The 19,395-nt window shown below is 36.6% G+C and carries 26 protein-coding genes; 7 read left to right on the top strand and 19 right to left on the bottom strand.

Translation table 11 applies throughout. The features are described 5' to 3' along the window. Positions 1-35: 35 nt before the first annotated feature. A complete protein-coding gene (locus tag METEV_RS10860; protein WP_013195560.1) occupies positions 36-389 on the bottom strand; it encodes a DUF192 domain-containing protein in 354 nt (117 codons plus the stop codon). Between the two features lie 109 nt (positions 390-498). Here METEV_RS10860 and yciH point away from each other — a divergent pair, with 109 nt between their 5' ends. The 3 genes from yciH (at position 499) to METEV_RS10845 (ending at position 2,554) form a co-directional block, all read left to right on the top strand. Beyond that, entirely contained in the window at positions 499-807 is a 309-nt protein-coding gene (gene yciH / locus METEV_RS10855) for a stress response translation initiation inhibitor YciH (protein ID WP_013195559.1), read from the top strand. Positions 808-956: 149 nt separating this feature from the next. Next, entirely contained in the window at positions 957-1,325 is a 369-nt protein-coding gene (locus METEV_RS10850; protein ID WP_013195558.1) for a transcriptional regulator, read from the top strand. Between the two features lie 2 nt (positions 1,326-1,327). Continuing rightward, positions 1,328-2,554 (top strand): Nre family DNA repair protein, encoded by a 1,227-nt coding sequence (locus METEV_RS10845; protein WP_013195557.1) that lies wholly within the window; start codon positions 1,328-1,330, stop codon positions 2,552-2,554. A gap of 9 nt (positions 2,555-2,563) precedes the next feature. Here METEV_RS10845 and purC read toward each other — a convergent pair whose 3' ends face one another. Beyond that, positions 2,564-3,280 carry a phosphoribosylaminoimidazolesuccinocarboxamide synthase gene (purC, locus tag METEV_RS10840; protein ID WP_013195556.1) on the bottom strand — a complete coding sequence of 239 codons (717 nt, stop codon included), beginning with the start codon at positions 3,278-3,280 and terminating at the stop codon, positions 2,564-2,566. Between the two features lie 186 nt (positions 3,281-3,466). On the opposite strand from purC, the gene nikR reads away from it, so the two are divergent. Further along, positions 3,467-3,889 carry a nickel-responsive transcriptional regulator NikR gene (gene nikR, locus METEV_RS10835; protein WP_013195555.1) on the top strand — a complete coding sequence of 141 codons (423 nt, stop codon included), beginning with the start codon at positions 3,467-3,469 and terminating at the stop codon, positions 3,887-3,889. Between the two features lie 9 nt (positions 3,890-3,898). On the opposite strand, the gene METEV_RS10830 is transcribed toward nikR, so the two are convergent. After that, positions 3,899-4,255 (bottom strand): ArsR/SmtB family transcription factor, encoded by a 357-nt coding sequence (locus METEV_RS10830; RefSeq protein WP_013195554.1) that lies wholly within the window; start codon positions 4,253-4,255, stop codon positions 3,899-3,901. A gap of 225 nt (positions 4,256-4,480) precedes the next feature. Between METEV_RS10830 and tes the strand changes: the two genes are divergently transcribed. Then, the gene (gene tes / locus METEV_RS10825; protein ID WP_013195553.1) at positions 4,481-5,977 is read left to right on the top strand and encodes a tetraether lipid synthase Tes; all 1,497 of its coding nucleotides are present in this window, start codon (positions 4,481-4,483) and stop codon (positions 5,975-5,977) included. A gap of 177 nt (positions 5,978-6,154) precedes the next feature. Here the strand turns inward: tes and METEV_RS12455 are convergent, their stop codons facing one another. The 10 genes from METEV_RS12455 to METEV_RS10780 all read right to left on the bottom strand — a co-directional run bounded on the left by METEV_RS12455 (position 6,155) and on the right by METEV_RS10780 (position 12,668). After that, positions 6,155-6,325: a hypothetical protein gene (locus METEV_RS12455; protein ID WP_157197345.1), complete on the bottom strand. Its 171-nt coding sequence runs from the start codon at positions 6,323-6,325 to the stop codon at positions 6,155-6,157. Positions 6,326-6,434: 109 nt separating this feature from the next. Beyond that, complete coding sequence (locus METEV_RS10820; protein WP_013195552.1) at positions 6,435-6,653, bottom strand: hypothetical protein; 219 nt, start codon at positions 6,651-6,653, stop codon at positions 6,435-6,437. A 61-nt stretch (positions 6,654-6,714) separates the two neighbouring features. After that, the gene (locus METEV_RS10815; protein ID WP_013195551.1) at positions 6,715-7,893 is read right to left on the bottom strand and encodes a cation:proton antiporter; all 1,179 of its coding nucleotides are present in this window, start codon (positions 7,891-7,893) and stop codon (positions 6,715-6,717) included. Positions 7,894-7,898: 5 nt separating this feature from the next. Next, the gene (locus METEV_RS10810; RefSeq protein ID WP_013195550.1) at positions 7,899-8,411 is read right to left on the bottom strand and encodes a CBS domain-containing protein; all 513 of its coding nucleotides are present in this window, start codon (positions 8,409-8,411) and stop codon (positions 7,899-7,901) included. A 49-nt stretch (positions 8,412-8,460) separates the two neighbouring features. Further along, complete coding sequence (locus METEV_RS10805; protein ID WP_013195549.1) at positions 8,461-9,642, bottom strand: cation:proton antiporter; 1,182 nt, start codon at positions 9,640-9,642, stop codon at positions 8,461-8,463. 2 nt (positions 9,643-9,644) lie between these two features. Beyond that, positions 9,645-10,094, bottom strand: coding sequence for a CBS domain-containing protein (locus METEV_RS10800; RefSeq protein WP_013195548.1), 450 nt, complete (start codon positions 10,092-10,094; stop codon positions 9,645-9,647). A gap of 68 nt (positions 10,095-10,162) precedes the next feature. Further along, the gene (locus METEV_RS10795) at positions 10,163-10,531 is read right to left on the bottom strand and encodes an ATP-binding protein (protein WP_013195547.1); all 369 of its coding nucleotides are present in this window, start codon (positions 10,529-10,531) and stop codon (positions 10,163-10,165) included. Positions 10,532-10,545: 14 nt separating this feature from the next. Beyond that, positions 10,546-10,863 carry a CGGC domain-containing protein gene (locus METEV_RS10790; RefSeq protein WP_269634962.1) on the bottom strand — a complete coding sequence of 106 codons (318 nt, stop codon included), beginning with the start codon at positions 10,861-10,863 and terminating at the stop codon, positions 10,546-10,548. A gap of 83 nt (positions 10,864-10,946) precedes the next feature. Beyond that, positions 10,947-12,152: an FprA family A-type flavoprotein gene (locus METEV_RS10785; protein WP_013195545.1), complete on the bottom strand. Its 1,206-nt coding sequence runs from the start codon at positions 12,150-12,152 to the stop codon at positions 10,947-10,949. Between the two features lie 24 nt (positions 12,153-12,176). Further along, on the bottom strand, positions 12,177-12,668 hold the full coding sequence (locus METEV_RS10780; protein ID WP_013195544.1) for a ferritin family protein: 492 nt from the start codon (positions 12,666-12,668) through the stop codon (positions 12,177-12,179). A gap of 304 nt (positions 12,669-12,972) precedes the next feature. Between METEV_RS10780 and METEV_RS10775 the strand changes: the two genes are divergently transcribed. Both METEV_RS10775 and METEV_RS10770 read left to right on the top strand, forming a co-directional pair. Beyond that, positions 12,973-14,076, top strand: a complete 1,104-nt coding sequence (locus METEV_RS10775) for an inositol-3-phosphate synthase (protein WP_013195543.1) — start codon at positions 12,973-12,975, stop codon at positions 14,074-14,076. Continuing rightward, positions 14,045-14,908: a hypothetical protein gene (locus tag METEV_RS10770; protein ID WP_013195542.1), complete on the top strand. Its 864-nt coding sequence runs from the start codon at positions 14,045-14,047 to the stop codon at positions 14,906-14,908. Before METEV_RS10775 ends, METEV_RS10770 begins: the two co-directional genes overlap by 32 nt. A 26-nt stretch (positions 14,909-14,934) precedes the next feature. On the opposite strand, the gene afpA is transcribed toward METEV_RS10770, so the two are convergent. The 6 genes from afpA to METEV_RS10740 form a co-directional block, all read right to left on the bottom strand. After that, positions 14,935-15,486, bottom strand: coding sequence for an archaeoflavoprotein AfpA (gene afpA, locus METEV_RS10765; RefSeq protein WP_013195541.1), 552 nt, complete (start codon positions 15,484-15,486; stop codon positions 14,935-14,937). A 20-nt stretch (positions 15,487-15,506) separates the two neighbouring features. Next, positions 15,507-16,082, bottom strand: coding sequence for a rubrerythrin (rbr, locus tag METEV_RS10760; protein WP_013195540.1), 576 nt, complete (start codon positions 16,080-16,082; stop codon positions 15,507-15,509). Positions 16,083-16,313: 231 nt separating this feature from the next. Then, entirely contained in the window at positions 16,314-16,838 is a 525-nt protein-coding gene (locus METEV_RS10755; RefSeq protein WP_332258415.1) for an FAD-binding oxidoreductase, read from the bottom strand. A gap of 12 nt (positions 16,839-16,850) precedes the next feature. Further along, positions 16,851-17,483, bottom strand: coding sequence for a flavodoxin family protein (locus METEV_RS10750; protein WP_013195538.1), 633 nt, complete (start codon positions 17,481-17,483; stop codon positions 16,851-16,853). 5 nt (positions 17,484-17,488) lie between these two features. Further along, positions 17,489-18,862, bottom strand: a complete 1,374-nt coding sequence (locus METEV_RS10745; protein ID WP_157197344.1) for a multiheme c-type cytochrome — start codon at positions 18,860-18,862, stop codon at positions 17,489-17,491. A gap of 143 nt (positions 18,863-19,005) precedes the next feature. Next, the gene (locus tag METEV_RS10740; protein WP_013195536.1) at positions 19,006-19,386 is read right to left on the bottom strand and encodes a carboxymuconolactone decarboxylase family protein; all 381 of its coding nucleotides are present in this window, start codon (positions 19,384-19,386) and stop codon (positions 19,006-19,008) included. Positions 19,387-19,395 lie beyond the last annotated feature (9 nt).

The raw sequence follows: 19,395 nt of genomic DNA, 5'->3' as shown, positions 1-19,395 counted from the left end.
GTTAACAATTATTGATGAATATACATATATTACAATCATGGCACATCAAAAAAGAGCTGTTCACCCTCGACAAGACCATGTTCTGATATTTTGTGCTGTTTCATTTCGATTATATATTTAACTATCTTTTCAGATGAGGACGTCCCCAGCCATGGTTTAAGAGTTGTTGCTTTAATTATTCTTTTACTATCATCAAGAAACAGTACATCAATGGGAAATCTTACAAAAAGCATATGAACTGATGTCTTTATGGGTTTGTCGAATACAAAAACAAGAGCATAATCATTAGGTACATTTTTTTTAAACATTAAGCCTTTTGATTGTGAAAAAAATGTTGTTGCAAATTCCACATCTGATGCAACTGTATTACCATTAGATTTTAATATCATATTTGTTTACTCTTATTTGCTATTTATATAAATATACAAACTCATATAAAACTTTGTAAATTAAAATTTGCAAATACCTTAATATAAAAGCGGAGGAAAAACCAGAAAAATGAGTTCGGAAATGTGTTCAGTTTGTGGACTACCTAAAGAACTTTGCATATGCGAAGAAGTAGCAAAAGAACAGCAAAGGATTACAGTTAAAGTCAATAGAAGAAGATATGGTAAAGAAGTGACCATTGTAGAAGGCTTAGATGCAAATGAAATAGATCTGAACGAACTTGCTACGTACCTCAAATCCAAATTTGCATGTGGTGGTACTGTAAGAGGAAATGCTATTGAATTACAGGGAAACCACAGGTCTCGAATGAAGGATGTACTGGTTGCAAAAGGATTCTCTCCAGACCAGATAAAAGATTAATTGGGGCTCAAGGGGTATAGCTCATAACAATGTAATAAATTACTTGATTGTTTGATAAAATGAGTTAAAAGGTTAACACCTGATTTTAAAAATTTATTTTTAAGTTGGATTTCTCAAGCATATTATTAGAAAAAAGGATAGATAAGACAATGAAACCTCCATGCGAAATCATGGTACAAAAAGTCCTGCCATCTATAAGGGCGGAACTTGTACGTGTAATGATGTTTGAATATGGATGCACTCAAAACGAAATTGCAGACATATTGGGACTTTCACGTGCTGCAGTTTCACAGTATGTAAGTCTTAAACGCGGTGCAGAGGTTGGATTTTCAAAAGCTACTAACGATGAAATAAGCAAATTTGCATCCCAACTTATAGATGGACTTACTGTTAAGGAAAAATCAAAAGGTATGTGCCGTGTATGTAGACTCGTGCAAAAATCAGGATGGCTATACAAAAACGCACCTGAAGCCGGTTATTGCATCCTGTGTGATGAAATTGAAGATGACCAGGATTGACATTGAAATCCAGCAACAGATGTATAGAATGTAAAGGGAAAAAATTATGCGGACGTCCCAGATGTCCAATACTTGAAAGATTTGCATCAATAGAATCATTAAGTTCAAAAATACCCAAAAATGATTCAGTGTTTGGTGCATCTCCACCTGCAGTATTTGTAGGAAGACACGGTTATCCAGATGTTTCTGCAGGCCCCATGATACCGCCTGAGACAACTGGTGATGAATCCGCTGTAATGGATTTACCCGATGAATGGCTCGGGATGGATATCCAGGATATTATATCCATGCGTTCCCGGCTGGTCAGGTCGAATACAAATATAAATATTAAAGATGCTTTATCTGATAACAATCTTATTTTAAAATCACAGGAACTGGCTTTATCCACAAATCCTGTTGATACAGAAGCTTGGTACAGCAAAACAATTGAAAACAACCTCAGGTTTGATAGTGTACTTACACCCACTGGACCATCAGCCACACTAAAAAACTTTGAGATCACCGAAAACCCTAATGTACCCAAAAAAGTGGATTACCTTGTATACGATACTGATGCACTGGCAAAAGACAGTGTTTCAGAACTTATCAATAAAAACATATCTACAGAACATATAACACGTCTGTTATCCATAGGATTACTTGGAAAAGACAGATGTCTGGTTCCGACCAGATGGTCGATTACTGCTGTTGATGATATGGCAGGTAAAGATATCATCAACAATATAATCGATTATCCACAGATAGATGAAATTACACTGTTTAGTGGTGGAATATTTGGAAACCATTTTGAAATCCTGTATGTTCCAAAGAACTATTCTTTTGAACTGGTTGAAATCTGGCTCCCAAAATCAGTATGGTCGGGTGATTCCACATGGATAGGTGCGGATTTTGAAGGGTTTAATGGTAAAAGTAAATATTCCCCTCTGTCAGGTGGATATTATGCAGCCCGTCTGGGTGCACTGGAATATCTTTTAAATATAAAAAGACAGGCATCGATATTTATTATTCGTGAAATCCGACCTGACTACTGGGCACCTCTTGGAGTCTGGGTGGTAAGAGAAGGTGTGCGTCAGGCACTCCAGAATACTCCTAAAACATTTGAATCAATAGAAACTGCCCTTTCGGATATATCAACCCGAATAAAGACACCATATTCAGATTGGAGAAATCAGATGAAATTACTTTCAGATGTCTGTACCCAAAAAACCCTTGATGATTTTCTATTTTAAAAAATAAAATTAATTAAAGATTTCAGGGATTATCCGTCTTGCCACCTCTTCATAAACTTTGGAAAGGTCTCCCTTATCATACCTGAAGACGTCTTTGTCCATTGATTCTTCTGTTTCTTTATCCCATAATCTACAGGTATCACAGGATATTTCATCAGCAAGAAGCAACTCTCCATCCTTTCTACCAAATTCAAGTTTGAAATCCGGCAGAAGTAGATTGCTTTTATCAAGGTAATCAACCAGTAACTCATTTATCTTGAGTGCAAGAGAGCGGAGTTTTTCAATTTCTTCATAATCTGTGATTCCAAGTGCTACTGCAATATCTTCATTAATCATCGGGTCACTATATTCATCGCTCTTGTAATCCAGTACAAGAATGGGATTTTTAAAACGAGTTCCTTTTTCCATTGGGTATTTTTTCGTTATTGAACCTGCCGCTATATTTCTTACAATAACTTCTATAGGCACGATTTCTACGGATTCTACAAGCATTTCAGTGTCAGAAATCATATCTATATAATGGGTTTTTATGTCATTTGATTCAAGCATTTCAAAGACCTTTCTTGATATTTGAGCGTTGTAATAACCCTTGTTTTTAGCTTCACTTTTCTTACTTCCATCAAATGCTGTAAGGCTGTCCCTGAACTCTACAACAAGTTTGTTTTCATCATCGGTTTTGTAGATACTTTTTGCTTTTCCTGAATACAATAATTCTTTCTTATCCATTTTCTGACACCTTATTGGATTCTAATTAATACCCAAATATATATCACTATTTATAAAAGTATCACAGTGAATACATCCATTACCCAACCTGAACTGTTTTAATGTTATTTATTCATAATATATTAACCAAATGTTGCATAAAAAATAAAACAAATATAATCATTTAATCAAACCATAGGTGATTTAATGGACCAAGACCTTATGAGAATCGGAGTATCATTGCCTGAAAACCTGCTGGAAAAATTCGATGAAATCATAGAAAAAAGAGGCTATTCTTCACGTTCAGAAGGAATAAGGGATGCTATCAGAAACTACATCGTTAGACATGAGTGGATGAGTGATATTAAAGGCAGACGTGTTGGAACACTTACACTGATGTATGACCATACCAAACGCGGCCTTTCAAACACTCTTACCGAGATACAGCATGAACATGCTGAGATTATACAGTCATCGGTACATATCCACCTTGACCAAGACAATTGTCTTGAAGTGATAATACTGGATGGCGATGGTGCCAATTTCAAGGATTTTGGAGAAAAAGTGATGGCTTTAAAAGGTGTTAAATATTCAAAACTTAACACCGCCAAACCTTCAGAAGATGTATAATCTATAGGTTTATACACTTTTGAATTCTTTATCTATAGACTTTAATAAACTGTATCCAAAACCTGTCAGATAGTATATTTGATAACTTTTGTCACGCCTTGACTCCACAAGGTTTTCATCCTTTAACAATTTTAAATGATAGGAAAGTGCCGAATATTTATAATCGGTAAGTTCTACCAGAACGCATACACACAACTCCTGTGTTTCAAGCGCCCTGAGGATTTTAAGCCTTATAGGGTCTGAAAGCACTTTAAAAAGATAAACCATATCATCTACATCTTCGGACATGACAGCATGTACTTTGTCAAGGTTTTCCTGTGATAGTGTATAGGGTTCAAAAACTGCTATGTTTTGCTTATCGGTCATTATTATTTTATTGAAGTTACTAAATGATTAATATGTTTTGGACAACTATATCCTATCCAATGTATTTATATTGTTAAAATTCTAACATAAAAACTTTCAAATACTTATATAAAACCTACATGACTATCTAATATTATCACATTAACAATTTTATTCCTTTGGTAATATAAAAAACAAAAAAACTTCAAATAAAATAAGAATATTTAGACTACAGGAGATACTTACATGAAGCATACAAAGTCACTTTGTCCAGAATGCTGTGATTTAATAGATGCCGCCATATACGAAGAAGACGGCAAAATAATGATTGATAAAGAATGCGATGAGCATGGATATTTTAAAGATGTTTACTGGTCGGATGCGGAATTATACAAAAAATTTGATAATGTTAACAGGGTTGGTGAAGGGGTAACCAATCCGATGACCACAGAGGGTTATCAATGCCCTCAGGATTGTGGACTCTGTTCTACACATAAGACCAACACAATACTGGCGAATATCGACCTTACAAACCGGTGTAATCTCAACTGTCCAATCTGTTTTGCAAACGCAAAAGAAAGGGGTTATATTTACGAACCATCCTTTGAACAAATCCGCGATATGCTCCAGATGCTTCGGAACGAAGAACCGACACCATGTTATGCTGTTCAGTTCTCAGGTGGAGAGCCCACTGTACGCGATGATCTTCCAGATATTATCGCTATGGCAAGGGACATGGGATTCATACAGATACAGATTGCAACCAATGGGATAAGGCTGGCAAAGGATGTGGAATTTACCAGAAAACTCAAAGAAGCAGGTCTTCATACCCTTTATCTTCAGTTTGATGGTGTAACAGAAGAACCCTATAAAATGGTAAGAGGATTTAACGCACTCCCTATGAAACAGCAGGTAGTAGAAAATTGCCGTGAAGTAGGTATCAAAAGCATAACTCTTGTTCCAACCCTTGCAAAAGGTGTTAACGACCACCAGATAGGCGATATGATACGGTTTGCATCTCAAAATCTGGATGTTATCAAGGGTATCAATTTCCAGCCAATATCATTCACAGGGCGTATTAACCGGGAAGAACGAGAACAGAAACGAATCACTATACCCGACCTATTTAAACTCACTGAAGAACAGACAGATGGTGAAATTCCTAAGGATTCATGGTATCCCGTACCATTTGTAGTTCCGGTTTCAAGATTCATAGCTGCCATACGTAACGAAAATATCCCTGCATTGACCTGTCATCAGCATTGTGGAGCAGGTACCTACGTATATGTAGAAGATGGTAAATTCATACCAATTACAAATTTCATAGACGTAAAAGGATTGATGAACTTTTTAGATGAAGTGACAGATGAATTTTATGAGAGAGGGGCAAACAAAAGCGCCAAAGTACGAGCTCTTGCCAAAGTAGCTAGAAGAGTTCCAAGTTTCATAGATTCGGATAAAAGCCCAAGTTCTGTCAATGTCACCAAATTGATTGTCAATGTCCTTGTCAGAGGTGCCAGTGAAGCCACAAAGGAATTCCACAGAAATACGTTGTTCCTTGGATGTATGCATTTCCAGGATAACTACAACTTTGATATTGAAAGGATTCAGAGATGCGGAGTTCACTACGCTACACCTGATGGCAGAGCCATTCCCTTCTGTACCTACAACACCCTGCACCGGGAAGAAGTAGAATCGAAGTTTTCACGTCCCTATGAAGTGGCAAAAGCCAAAAGCCAGTAACTTCCTTTTTATTTCTCCTTTGTTTTACATTGCAGTAACTACAATTTTTATAATATAAACTACAAAAATAATAATGCTGCAAATGTAACTTCATATGTTTTGTTCACTGGTGGGGGATAACAAAAATTCAATGAAAAAGGATACTATACAATTGTTTATTTTTTTTGAAACTTGCCGTTACCGGTCACATGACCATATTTTTGGCTCGACCCAGCGCGGACTTTTCTGGTCTATCAGACCAAGCGCTCTCCTCTTTTCAACAGCCATACTTACAAAAATTGCTGCAACATTGATTGTTGTTTTCGGTGTCTTTGTTACACCCCTCGCATGGCAGTTTGCCGTTTTCATCTGGATTTATGCTTTTGTAGCGTTTGTTATAACGGACTTACTGAAACTAAGATTTTGCAAACTACTGGATCACACAGGTATAATCTTCCATAGATAAAATTAAAATGTATCATTTGTTGTTCCTTTTTAAAAACTTGAAATCCTCTCTGTCAACAATAAGTTCAGAAAAAGCGGCAAATGGTATTGCTATTAAAGTGACAATCAAAATAACTTCAAGGTCTATCATAACACCTGTCGCTATTTTAACAGCCAAAAGGTCTTCTACCACACCCATCCCGATTCCTACAATAAGAAATTCAAGAAATCTTTCTACATGCTTTTTTTCCATTGTTTATCCAAGTTTATAAAAAACAGCAGAATTTAAAAATCAATCGCCAGTAGTTTTATAGTTATAGACCCCTACATCCAATATTTGCTCCTTCTTTGGCTTGTATTGCGTATTTTAACAGCAGAGGTGATACTACAACCGATATAGCAACCATTAAAACAATAGCGGAATAAGAGGCATTACCTATCACACCCATACTCAAACCAATAGATATGACCACAAGCTCAACATCTGCTTTGGGCATTGAACCAATTCCAAATATCAGACTGTCATAGGAATTGACCTTTAATATCCTTGAACCTATATAACCACCAAATAACTTGCCCAACAGAGCCAGAACAATAACAGCAATTGTAAACAATCCATTGGTCTGTAATATACTGAAATCTATCGACATACCAATAAAAGCATAGAACATGGGTATAAATACCCCATATGAAATCCCGCTTACCTTACTTTGTATATCTTCAATTCTTGCAAGCGGTATTTCCGAAAGGAATATACCGCCTATAAAAGCTCCTATCACAGAATGCAGTCCCAGTATTTCTGCAAGATATGCAGACACCAGTGCTATAATAATAACAAATGCAAATATTGATTCTTTTATCTGCATCCTGTGAATGTACTTAAAAAGTACTGGATATACCTTGTAACCCAGAACTATCATTATAACCAAAAATCCAACAACTCCCGAGATTATTGTTAAAATCTCCTTGCCCCCGGGTAACCGCTGATAGGTTGCTACACTTACGATAAGACCCAACATGATTACCCCTACAAAATTATTCAGTATGGCCGAGGACAACACAAGGGGTCCGGGGTTTTTGGACAGGTAATTACAGCTAATTAGCATATTTACTACTGAACCTATACTTGTGGAACTGAAGGCTATGCCTATGAATATGTTTTCCAGAAATCCGAGGTTGAATATATAACCCAGTGTATATCCGCAAACAAAAGCGACCAATATATGGGTGAATGTAGGTATAAGCGTATATTTTGACAATGCCTGGATGTATCTTATGCTTACCTCATTATAGGCTGCCGTAAAAAAAAGTAATATAGCACCCAGTTCTGCAAGAAATAAAAAAATTTCTCCATTTGGATCAGCAAAAAACGGACCAAGTACAATGCCTGCAAGGATTCCACCAAGTATACTTGGCAGACCCAGTCTAATGCTTAATTCTCCAAATATCTTTGCCAATAAAACAACAAGAAAAATCTGGAGTATAACATCCATCCAATTTAACCTCTTATTTTTGAGATTTCATTTATTACATCCAGTTTGGAAACAATACCTACCAACCTGCCATTGTCCACTGCAAACACCTGGTTAACATTGTGTTTTACCATCAGTTTTGCAACATCACATAGATTACTATCAAGGTTCACCGTTACAGGGTGAGGGTCCATAATACCCTTTGCATCATTACTCAGGGATTTTACTGCCAGGTCTGTATGACCTGTCTGGGGCATTATATCAAGCAGTATGATTTTAAGAATCAGATTCTGGGTAATTACCCCTGTCAGATTACCTTTATCATTGATAACCGGGTAGGTATGGAAACGATGTTTGGTAAATATATTGATTATATCCTCTATCAAATCACCTTCTGACAAGGTTACTATATCTTTTTTGATAATGTCGTTTATACCGATTCTCTGGCATCTGTTAGACATTGATGGTTTATCTTCACCGGTTTTGGAATTATTCGAACCGGTAAAAAATTTACCTTTTATCTTGTTCATTTTTGACATAAGCAACCCACTCTATAAACATTATATGTTGTCACCCTTTTTATAATAATCACGGATTTGAAGATGAAGTAAGTGCTGATTTTTCCTTTGCATTGATTGCAAATTTTAACAACATCGGCGACACAATGATAGATACAATCACCATCAAAACAATTGCAGAATATATTTCGTCTCCGATAATACCTCTGTTTCTACCAACTGTTATTACAACAAGTTCTATACCCGCTCTGGGCATCACCCCTATACCAAAAATCAAGCTATCAGAAGAATCCAATCCCACTATTTTTGAACCGATAAAACCTCCTACCAACTTCCCAAGCAGTGCCATTACTACAACAAGGATTGTAAACAAACTGGTAGTTTCTAAAACCGAAAGGTCTACAGTAAACCCTATATAAGCAAAAAAAATCGGGGTGAATATACCATAACTTAAACCACTCACCTTGCTCTGCACATCCTCTATTTTAGCTATAGGTATCCTTGAAAGAATTATTCCACCAACAAATGCACCGATTACCGCATGCAATTCAAAGGCTTCTGCAAAATAGGCTGAAAACAATGCAATGATAATTACAAACGAAAAAATAGATTCCTTGATATGCATCTTATGGATGTAATCAAATAATTTTGGATATATTTTCAAACCAAGAACAACCATAGACAGCATAAAAAACGCCAGTTTGGCAAAAATAGTTAAAATCTGTGAAAAAGAGGGCAAATGCTGTAATTCAGCAACTGTAACCACTATTGATAACATAAAAATTCCTGCAATATCATCAAATATTGCTGAAGTTAGCATCAATGAACCGGGTTTACTTGAGAGATAATTGTAATCAATAAGTATCTTTACAAGAACCCCTATACTGGTAGCACTGAAGGCTACAGCCATAAAAAGACTTTCAAGAATTTGGAAATTAAAAATTAATCCAAGTATAAATCCAGATGAAAATGCCAATACAATCTGAGTTATAGTGGGTATAATTGCTTTTTTGGATGCAGACCTGAGTTCTTGTAAATGTACTTCTTTGTATCCTGCTGTAAAAAGCAAAAAAATAGCACCAAGTTCTGCAAGAAAAGAAAATGTTTCAGGGTCGTGTGAGAGTAAAAACATACTTAAAATAATTCCTGCAAATATTTCACCCAAAATACTGGAAAATCCAGTTCTTTCAAAAAATTCACCCAGTACTTTTGCAAGAAAGAGAATTACAAATATTATCAGGATGGTATCCATTTTTAAGAAAGACCCCTTATTCTATAAACATGGTTTATAATATCTCTTTTAGACAGTATTCCAATCAGTTTACGGTATTCTACAATATATACATGATTTACTTTGTGCTTAACCATTAAATCTGCTGCATGGTGCAGATTGGTATCTGGTGACAGGGTTAATGTATGATGTTCCATTATGCCTTTTATATTTTCACTTATCGATTTTATGGCTATTCTGTGAATATTTTTGGAACTCTTTATCCTGTCAAGCAAAAGAATTTCCAAGATTATGTCCTGATTGACCTCACCTACAAGTTCATATTTGTCGTTTACAACCGGGTAGGTATGAAAATTATAATTTTTAAACAATTCCAGTATATCATTTATGGTGTCGTTTTCATTAACGGTCACAAGTGATTTCACCATGATTTCATATACTTTTGTACTGGAAAATATATCACTATCAGACATAAACCCCGACTCCAAAATATACTATCTGTTTCAAATATTATATATTTTGAGGCTTTAACGAAAAAAAGTTAACCATGAATTAGTTTTGGTAAACAGCGTGTACATACCCAAAGACTTTCCATATCATGGCGTAGAGGCATCAGGTAACCTGAGGTTTCACCCTGTCCGCATATAAAACAACTAATTGTACTATCTGTATTTTTTTCCTGTGATTCTGCTTTTTCCTGATTGAACTCTACTGTTTCCCTCTGTTCGATGGTCAAAGCTCCAGTAGGACAAACACCTACACAAAATCCCATGCCATCGCACAGTTCCTCGGAAACGACTTTGGCCCTTCCGTTAACAAATTGGATTGCTCCTTCTGCACAGGGGGTTACACATTTGCCACAGCCGTTACATTTCTCTTCATCGATTTTTACAATGTTCCTTTTGACCATTTTATATATCCCTTTTAGTGATGAGTTCCTTCTAATATGTCAATACCGTTATCCTTGATTGTCTTTTTTATAGATTCAACATGAGGGCATTCAGGACAATTATCCATATTCATCATACATGAACTAAGATGAACAATATCAACACCGTGTTTTTTGAGGGATTTTACCAAACGATAAACACGGCGTCCCGAACATCCACCGCATGTGAAAAACGCTATCATCTCTGCACTGCTGTCATAGTCCCTGAAATATACATCCCTATTATTAAATGCTTTAAAACAACCTATGCCGGAACAAACTTCTGATACTGTTTCGCATCTTACAACAGCTATCTTTTGAGATTTGTTCTCATCTATACCATTAACACTGTTAACACTAACACCGCCGTTTAATGTTTCAGTAAAAATAAAAAAAGTTATTGTTCTTTAGCTGCTTCAGCAAGCCGGGTTCCCAGTTCTCTACAGAATTTTAAATCTTCGCTATCTGGTCGGAACTTGACTTTAAGTCCTTTTTCCAGTAGTTCAATTCCTCCTTTATCAAGTTCATCTTCTGCTCTCTGGACACCTCCACCTCCCCATCCATAGGATCCAAAGACTACTGCCTTTTTGCCTTTGGGTTTTAGACCTTTCAGATGAGTCAGAAATCCTGCAACAGAATGGAACATACCATTGTTTATAGTGGTTGAACCAAGTGCTATAACAGGTGCATCCAGTATTTCTTTTATTATCGTACTGAGATTGTTTTTGCGAAGATGTAGAAGTTCGGTTTCCACACCTGCACTTCTAATACCTTCAAGGACTTCCTTTGCCATTATTTCGGTACTGCCCCACATGGTATCATAAATCACCGGTACTTTAGGGACAGTTTCACCCGATGCCCAGCTCTTATAGGCATTTAATATATCGTTAATATATTTTTTCCAAATCACCCCATGGGAAGGTGCTATCATGTTAAATTCAAGACCCAATTCTTTTGCCTTGTCAAAGTATTTGAGCACCTGTGAACCAAACGGCATCAAAATGTTAGCATAATATTCTGCAGCATCATCGATTACATCATCCACTTCATAATCAAACCTCTGGGATGTTGCAATATGCTGTCCAAAGGCATCGTTTGAGAAAAGTATTTTATTCTCTTTCAGATAAGTGTGCATGCTGTCCGGCCAGTGAAGCATCACTGCCTCGATAAACATTAGGGTTTTGTTCCCAAGACTTAATTCATCACCTGTTCCAACAACTTCAAAATCCCAGTTTTCACATCCTTCTTCTTTATAATATGCGCAGAGACCGGTTTTACCGCGTTTACTGGTATAGATTTTTGCGTCAGGAGCAAGTTCCATAATCCTGGACAATGAACTTGAATGGTCCATTTCCACATGGTTTGCTACAACATAGTCGATTTCTGACGGGTCTACTATCTGTCTGATTGAATTAACGAAGTCTTCAGTAAATTGGGATTTTACCGTGTCAATCAATGCAATTTTGTCATCTACTATAAGATAGGAGTTGTAGGTTCCACCTTTTGGTGTTTCATAGCCGTGAAAATCACGAAGATTCCAATCTATTACACCTACCGAATATATACCGTCAGCCAGTTTTACAGGGCTGTATTCATAACCCACTAATACCACCTCTTTAACTCTACATCATGTCTGCATTCTAAAACCAGTTGCATTGTCCAGAATACCATCGATTAATTCGTAATGTCCCCTTTCAACAGATGCAATATTTTTAAAAAACTGCTTTTGTTCCATATCACCGGTCATTTCAGCAAGTTGTTTATAAAAATCTTCACTCTTTCTCTCAAGCCGCAAAGCACCGAGAAGTACCCCTATTTCATCCAGCCTATCATCAAATTCTGAAGAAAATGACACCTTGAAATCCGGAGCTTTTTCTTCCTCTACAACAGGGGATACTTGCTTATCCTTTTTGAATTGCTGTAAATATTGCTCATGTTTTTTTTCTTCATCTGCCAGATATTCATACATATCCTTTACACCGGGATTTTTAATCTGGGATGCTTTTTCAAGATAAAATTCTCTTCCCTGCTGTTCAAGGCTTATTGCCATATCAATTGCTTCTTCGATTGATTCTATGTTATTAAGGTCTTCATTTATTTCATCCAAGATGTTAGTCATATATCTCACCTTCAAGTTTTACATGTAAGCTTGGTTCAGAATTTATAAGAAAAATATTGTTAATTATAAGCGCTATATGTGGATTTAAAAGCCACACATCTCCCGTTATTATGGATAGAATTATAAATTTAAATACCTTTCCACATGCAATTTATCATTCTTTTATCTGCGGTTAAAAATTGTTTGATAAATTTTTCGATTTAGAAAACTTTTTATTTAACTGTCAACATTAAAGGGATTGGATAACATTTATAAAAAGAGACATTTTTCTGTATAATAATTATTGTAATTAAGAGGTAATGTGATGGACAAAATCAAAATCGCAATTGCAGGGATTGGCAACTGTGCGAGTTCATTGATTCAGGGTATCGAGTATTACAAAAATAACGATGATAAAGAAGCCATTGGTCTGATGCACTGGGAAATTGGAGGATATAAACCATCTGATATTGAAGTTGTAGAAGCTTTTGATATTGATGAAAGGAAAGTAGGAAAAGATATTTCTGATGCTATTTTTGAAGCGCCAAACTGTACTACCATCTTCTGTGATGATGTTCCTAAATCTGGTGTTAGAGTAAAAATGGGAAAAATACTTGATGGATATTCAGACCACATGGAAAACTATAGTGACAATAATGCTTTTGTTCTCAGCAATGAAAAAGAATTGGATAAAGATGGCGTTGTAAAAGCACTCAAGGACTCAGGCGCTGAAATGCTTGTTAATTACCTGCCTGTAGGTTCTGAAGAAGCAACTCGTTTCTATGCTGAATGTGCACTTGAAGCAGGTGTTGCTTTTATAAACAGTATGCCGGTGTTTATTGCAAGTAACCCTGAATGGTCGGAAAGGTTCAATGAGAAAAATATTCCCATAATCGGTGATGATATCAAGGCACAGATTGGTGCTACAATCGTCCACAGGACACTGTCCCATCTATTCCAGAACCGCGGAGTTAAAATAGACAGAACATATCAATTAAACACTGGTGGAAACACTGATTTTTTGAACATGCTTAATAGGGACAGACTCAATTCCAAAAAAAAGTCCAAAACAGAAGCAGTTCAGTCAGTTCTTGATGAACCACTTGATGATGACAACATACATGTGGGACCAAGTGATTATGTAGCATGGCAAAAGGACAACAAAGTTTGTTTCCTGAGAATGGAAGGGCGATTATTTGGAGATGTTCCAATGAATCTTGAAATGAGGTTGTCTGTAGAAGATTCACCAAATTCAGGTGGCGTTGTTATTGATGCTATAAGGTGCTGTAAACTTGCTATCGATAGAAATCAGGGCGGAATACTGTATTCACCCTCTGCATACTTTATGAAACATCCACCAATCCAGTATTCAGATGATGAAGCCTATAATATGACAAATGACTTCATCGATGGAAGACGGAATTATTAAGTTACAAATGTCAAACAAACCCAGAACAAAAGTATACGGTGTAGATTTTAGTGGTGCAAAAAACGCCTGTAAAAAAATATGGATTAGTGAGGGAGTTATCCAAGACAACAACCTTTTAATTAATAATTGCTGGCAAATATCTGATTTTCTGGATAATAATCAAAAAAAAGACAGGTATTCATGCCACACTGTTCTTAAGGATTTTATTGCTGAAAACATCAATGTTGTTTTTGGTCTGGATGTGCCGTTTGGTGTACCAGAAACAATTATGGATGGATATGACTGGAAATACTACACCAAAAATTTTGCGTATATGTTCAATAGTCCTGAAGGTTTTAGAAATTCATGTCTTAGAAAAACCGGATTTAAAGAATTAAAAAGGAACACAGATATTGATAAAAAAGCCCCTTTCTGTGTTTACAATCTGCGACTATACAAACAGACCTTTTACGGAATCAGAGATATCATATATCCCCTGATAAGAGAAAATCAGGTATCCATACCTCCTATGGAATCCCTCAATAATGAAAAGTCATGGTTGATAGAAATCTGTCCTGCCTGCACATTAAAACAGAAACAACTTTACATACCCTACAAAGGCAAAACAGAAAAAGAACAAAAATCCCGTATGAAGATAGTTGAATATTTTAACAGCAGATTCAATTTGTCTCCAAAGGTTAAAGAATCCGCAATAAAGGACAAGGAAGGGGATGCACTGGACAGTGTTATCGCGACAATTGCCACATATAACGCGCTTGATAAAATTTCTAATCCTTGTTTTATGAAGAATATCCCTAATATCTACAAAAAAGAGGGATATACATTTACCTGAAAAAAATAAGGTAAAAGAATTGTTATTTATTTTTGCACACCGAGTATGTCATAGAGCTCTTCAGAACTTTTCAATATATGTATGTTTTCCATCTGTGCAAGTTTCTCGGTGTTGGATACATCGATTTCCCGCATTTTGAGTTCAAGCTCCCTCCCACCAGGAGCATAGGATTTCAAAGACCCACGTTTCTGGTCAACAGGTAGCATATAGATAGGGGTTTGACCCTTTGCAGTTTGTGCCACTGTATTTGTTACAAGTGTATCTGCTATACCATAAACAATTTTGGCTACTGTATTTGATGTAGCAGGTGCTATAACCAGTGCATCATAATGACCTACCTGCAACGGTCCGACTATAAAAGGCGAGTTGGGTCCATTTTCAGTTTTGTAATTGGGAAAATCTTTCTGGATACTGTCCCACATTTGATACCATTTCATTACTGTCTCGCCTTCCTTAGAAAGAAATACCATTGTTTCAATGTCGGATTTGGATTTAATATCAACCATTGTATTGTATGTTTCCTTTATGAGGTCACCTGAACCTGTGATACCCCATGCTATTCGGTTTTTCTTTACCATAATCACACTCCCTTAATCAATTAATAATTCTTTGTCCACAGTTCAAAATAAGCCTGTGGATGCGCACATGCAGGGCATACCTCTGGTGCAGCCATTTCTTCATGAAGATAGCCACAATTCCTGCATTTCCATATTACTGTTTCATCCTTTTTAAATACTTGTCCATTATTAATGTTATCCATTAATGCACGGAATCGGTCTTCATGTCCCTTCTCTGCAACTGCTATATTTCTCATCACTGATGCAATTTCAGGAAATCTCTCTGTTTCAGCAATATCTGCAAATTCAGGATACATTTGGGTGTTTTCATAATTTTCACCATTTGCTGCAGATTCAAGATTTTGTAGCGTATTTCCGATTACACCTGAAGGATATGTGGCTGTTATTTCTGTATCTCCTCCCTCCAAAAACTTAAAAAGCCTTTTACCATGCTCTTTTTCATTTTCTGCTGTTTCTGTGAACAACGCTGCTATTTGTTCATATCCTTCCTTTTTTGCCTGTGATGCAAAATAGGCATATCTGTTGCGTGCCTGTGATTCACCTGCAAATGCTGCCAGCAAATTTTTTTCTGTCTGGGTTCCTTTCAAATTTTTCATTTTCAAACTCCATTTTTAAACTCCAGACAAACTATATAAATTTGAATAATTTTATATTTAATAACCTGTAAATAGTTCTTTTTTAACTTTTTTACGAGGGATATCAAGATTTTCCAGCAATGATACTACCGAATTCACCATGCCTGGTGGACCACATAGATAATACATATGGTCTTTAAAATCTGGTATTTCTCTTGTTATTAAATTTTCACAAATATGTTCTCTGCAACCCTACCATTCACTGGATGCCCTTGTCAGAGTAATAACCACTTTCAGGTTCTCATTCAGTTTCTGAAGGTTTTCCAGTTCACTATAAAATACAATGTCATCTTCGGTTTTATAGCTGCTTACAAGAGTAATACTGGTATCAAGGTTTAAATCAGTACAGTATTTGCAGATACTTATCATAGGTGTTATACCTATTCCACCGGAAAGAAGGGCTATTTTTTCATACTCACCTTCAAATGTCATTTTCCCGTAAGGTCCATCAATTTTTAAAAGGTCGCCTGAACCCATTGAATCAAGTACATTGGAATATTCATGACCTGTGAGCTTTTTGGTAAATTCAAGGTGGTTCTTTTCAGTAGGACTGCTGGAGAGGGTAAACGGTTTGCGTACCATTTCTCCATTTACAGGAATTGTTATAAAGACATATTGTCCGGCTTTATAATCGAATCCCTCCGGTCTATTGAACCTGAAACTTTTTACATCATGAGTTCTCTGTATGACCTTAGTTACCGGTTCACTAAATTCCATGTTGTTCTCCGTTTAATCCTGCTTTTCAACCTGTTTCATAAGAATTGCAGTTTTAACCAATTTTTTTACCGTCCTTCTTAGACCTCTGAGACCTTCTTCATCTTCGCCCACTACTTCTCCACCTTTATCTTTTGACCAGAATGTACCGCCAAGATTTGACCCAAACGACCCTCCAGACACAGGCAGCATTTCATTGATTACATAAAAATTGTGAATTGCCTGTATTGCAGGCTCCTGACCTCCTACACGATCGCCACCTACTGCTGCAGCTGCTCCAACTTTATTTAAAAAAACTTTAGGGTCTTGAGCAACAACCGCACGACATCTGTCCATTATAGTCTTGGTCTGGGCACTGAGTGTACCCTGATAGGCAGGGGTTCCTATAATCCATGCATCTGCCCACTTCATCTTTTCGTAGAGGTCTACTATATCATCTTCATGGATGCACCCTTTCTGAGTCCTTATACAATAATCACAATGGATGCAAAACTTTAATTCCTTTCCACTGGCAGAAAAATAATCTGTCTCTGCCGAATATTTTTCTTCAGCATGCTTTAAAGCTTCCCGGATTATATAATCAGTAGCTTTTTTTCTGGGACTGCCTGATATACCCAGCAGTTTTATAGTATTATTATCATCAGACATATTTATCATTCCCTCTTTTTATGGTTTCTATAATAAAGTATTACCACCAATATTGAAAAAATTAATATCAAAACATCTACTCCAAATCCTGGCGTAACTGAAGAGCCTCGAGAAGCGTTTGGGTCTCTTATAAGACTGGTTTTTTCGTTCATGGTTACTACTGGTACTTTATGTGTACCCCGACCAAACAATCTATCTATCACATCCTGAGGTGCTGAACGATATTGTAGTTTTGCATTAACAGTTATTGGATATTCTACATCTGCAGGGATTGAAAAATTATGTTTTTGAACAACTGTTTCTTCTGGTGGTATCCTGTCATCAGACAAAATAGTTTCAGCGTTCCAGAATTTCAGGGTTTGTTTCCCTTTACTGTTACCAAGAACCATGTTAAATATATGAGTCCCAGACTCAATATTACCTTGTTTATCCATCAAACCCGTATGGTATATTCGGTTTCCATTCCCATCGGTTACTGAGATTCGTGTCCACATCTGTCTTATTTCAGAAACCCCTGTAGGGATTTTATGACCCGCACCTGAATTAGTTATTGCTACTTCTACATTTACAGTTTCGTTTTTACTCGCGTTTACAGGGGATTTCAGTTCCATAGTAGTTGCTTTTCCCAAACGTTCTATTGCTCTTTTTCTGTGAGTTTCCTCATCAAGTATGTCAGTAACAAATGCATTGGCACCAGCAAAATAATGAAGTGAAATATGGTCTCTTTTAGGTGCCCCTGTTGCAGACCTTCCCGGATTGATTTCAAAATTTGTTATTCCGGGAGACATATGACAATCCTGACACTGTGTACCTTCTGAAGAATATGAACTGTTCTTCCATACCTTGTAGGTATCATCAACAAGAACTCCATTGGAATTTTTTACATAATGGCACATTCCACAGAATTCAGATTTTGTGTGAAGTATGGAATATTTGGTATCATGATATGTGGATTCGGATTCTTTTAAAGGTCCCCTCTGGATTTCGCCTGGTGACAGGATGAACGGTGCACTTGATGTACCTATTCCTGCATTTCCTGAAACACTGTGACAGAAATCACACTGTACCCCTTCTCTGGATACATCGCTCAGTTCTTCACCCGGCGCTTCCCCAGAGGCAACTCCTATAGGAGTGTGACAGCGCAGACAGTATTTATCTGTCTTTCCATTTGTATCTTCACTTGCAACCTGGTATTCTTTTTGATAGAAGGGGTCTATGTATGCATTCGAATGCATACTACCGTCCCATTGACTGTGAGTTATTCCATGGCAGGTGGAACATCGGGATGATTCTTTAAACTGGTCGGACGAGACCTGCCCATGACCTGTTGGTTCTGCCGCAAAAACTACAGGAGACAATAATAAAATGAACAATACCAAAAAAATCGGAGCAAATATTGTTCTGATAATTTAGTTCCCCCCATAATAAACAAAAACAAAATAGAAATGTAGTAAAGGATAGGTTAAATACAAACGGCATTTGTTATTTGTAACACCGTAAGGATTTAACTGAAATCGGTATTTTATTCTGTTTCTTTCTGTAGTAATTTCAGTGCGTCCCTACAGGCAGCTACAGCAGGAGCACCCGAAGTTATCCCTATTACATCCATGGTTTCCATGATTTCTTCTTTGGTTGCACCGTGATTAATGGCATTTATCATCTGTGTCTGGGCGCATCTTTCACATTGTTTGGATGCAACTACTGCAAGTGCCATAAGGACTTTATATTTTGATGGTATCTCGCCATCTGATAAAATCCTTTTGTTGCAGGCGTTATATCTTGTGAGATGGTCAGGATCAAGTTCACCAAGTATCTCCAGTATATGTGGTGTATATCCTATCTTTTCGCCCATTTCTTTTAATAAGTCATCTGGTTCAAGATGTTCTTCTTTTTCATCTGTCATTTTATATCC

Origin of the sequence: Methanohalobium evestigatum Z-7303 (assembly GCF_000196655.1) — an archaeon.
In the GTDB taxonomy this organism is placed as follows: Archaea; Halobacteriota; Methanosarcinia; order Methanosarcinales; family Methanosarcinaceae; genus Methanohalobium; species Methanohalobium evestigatum.
The sequence above is the reverse complement of the archived record's forward strand: the minus strand, read 5'-3'. Positions and strand labels throughout refer to the sequence as shown.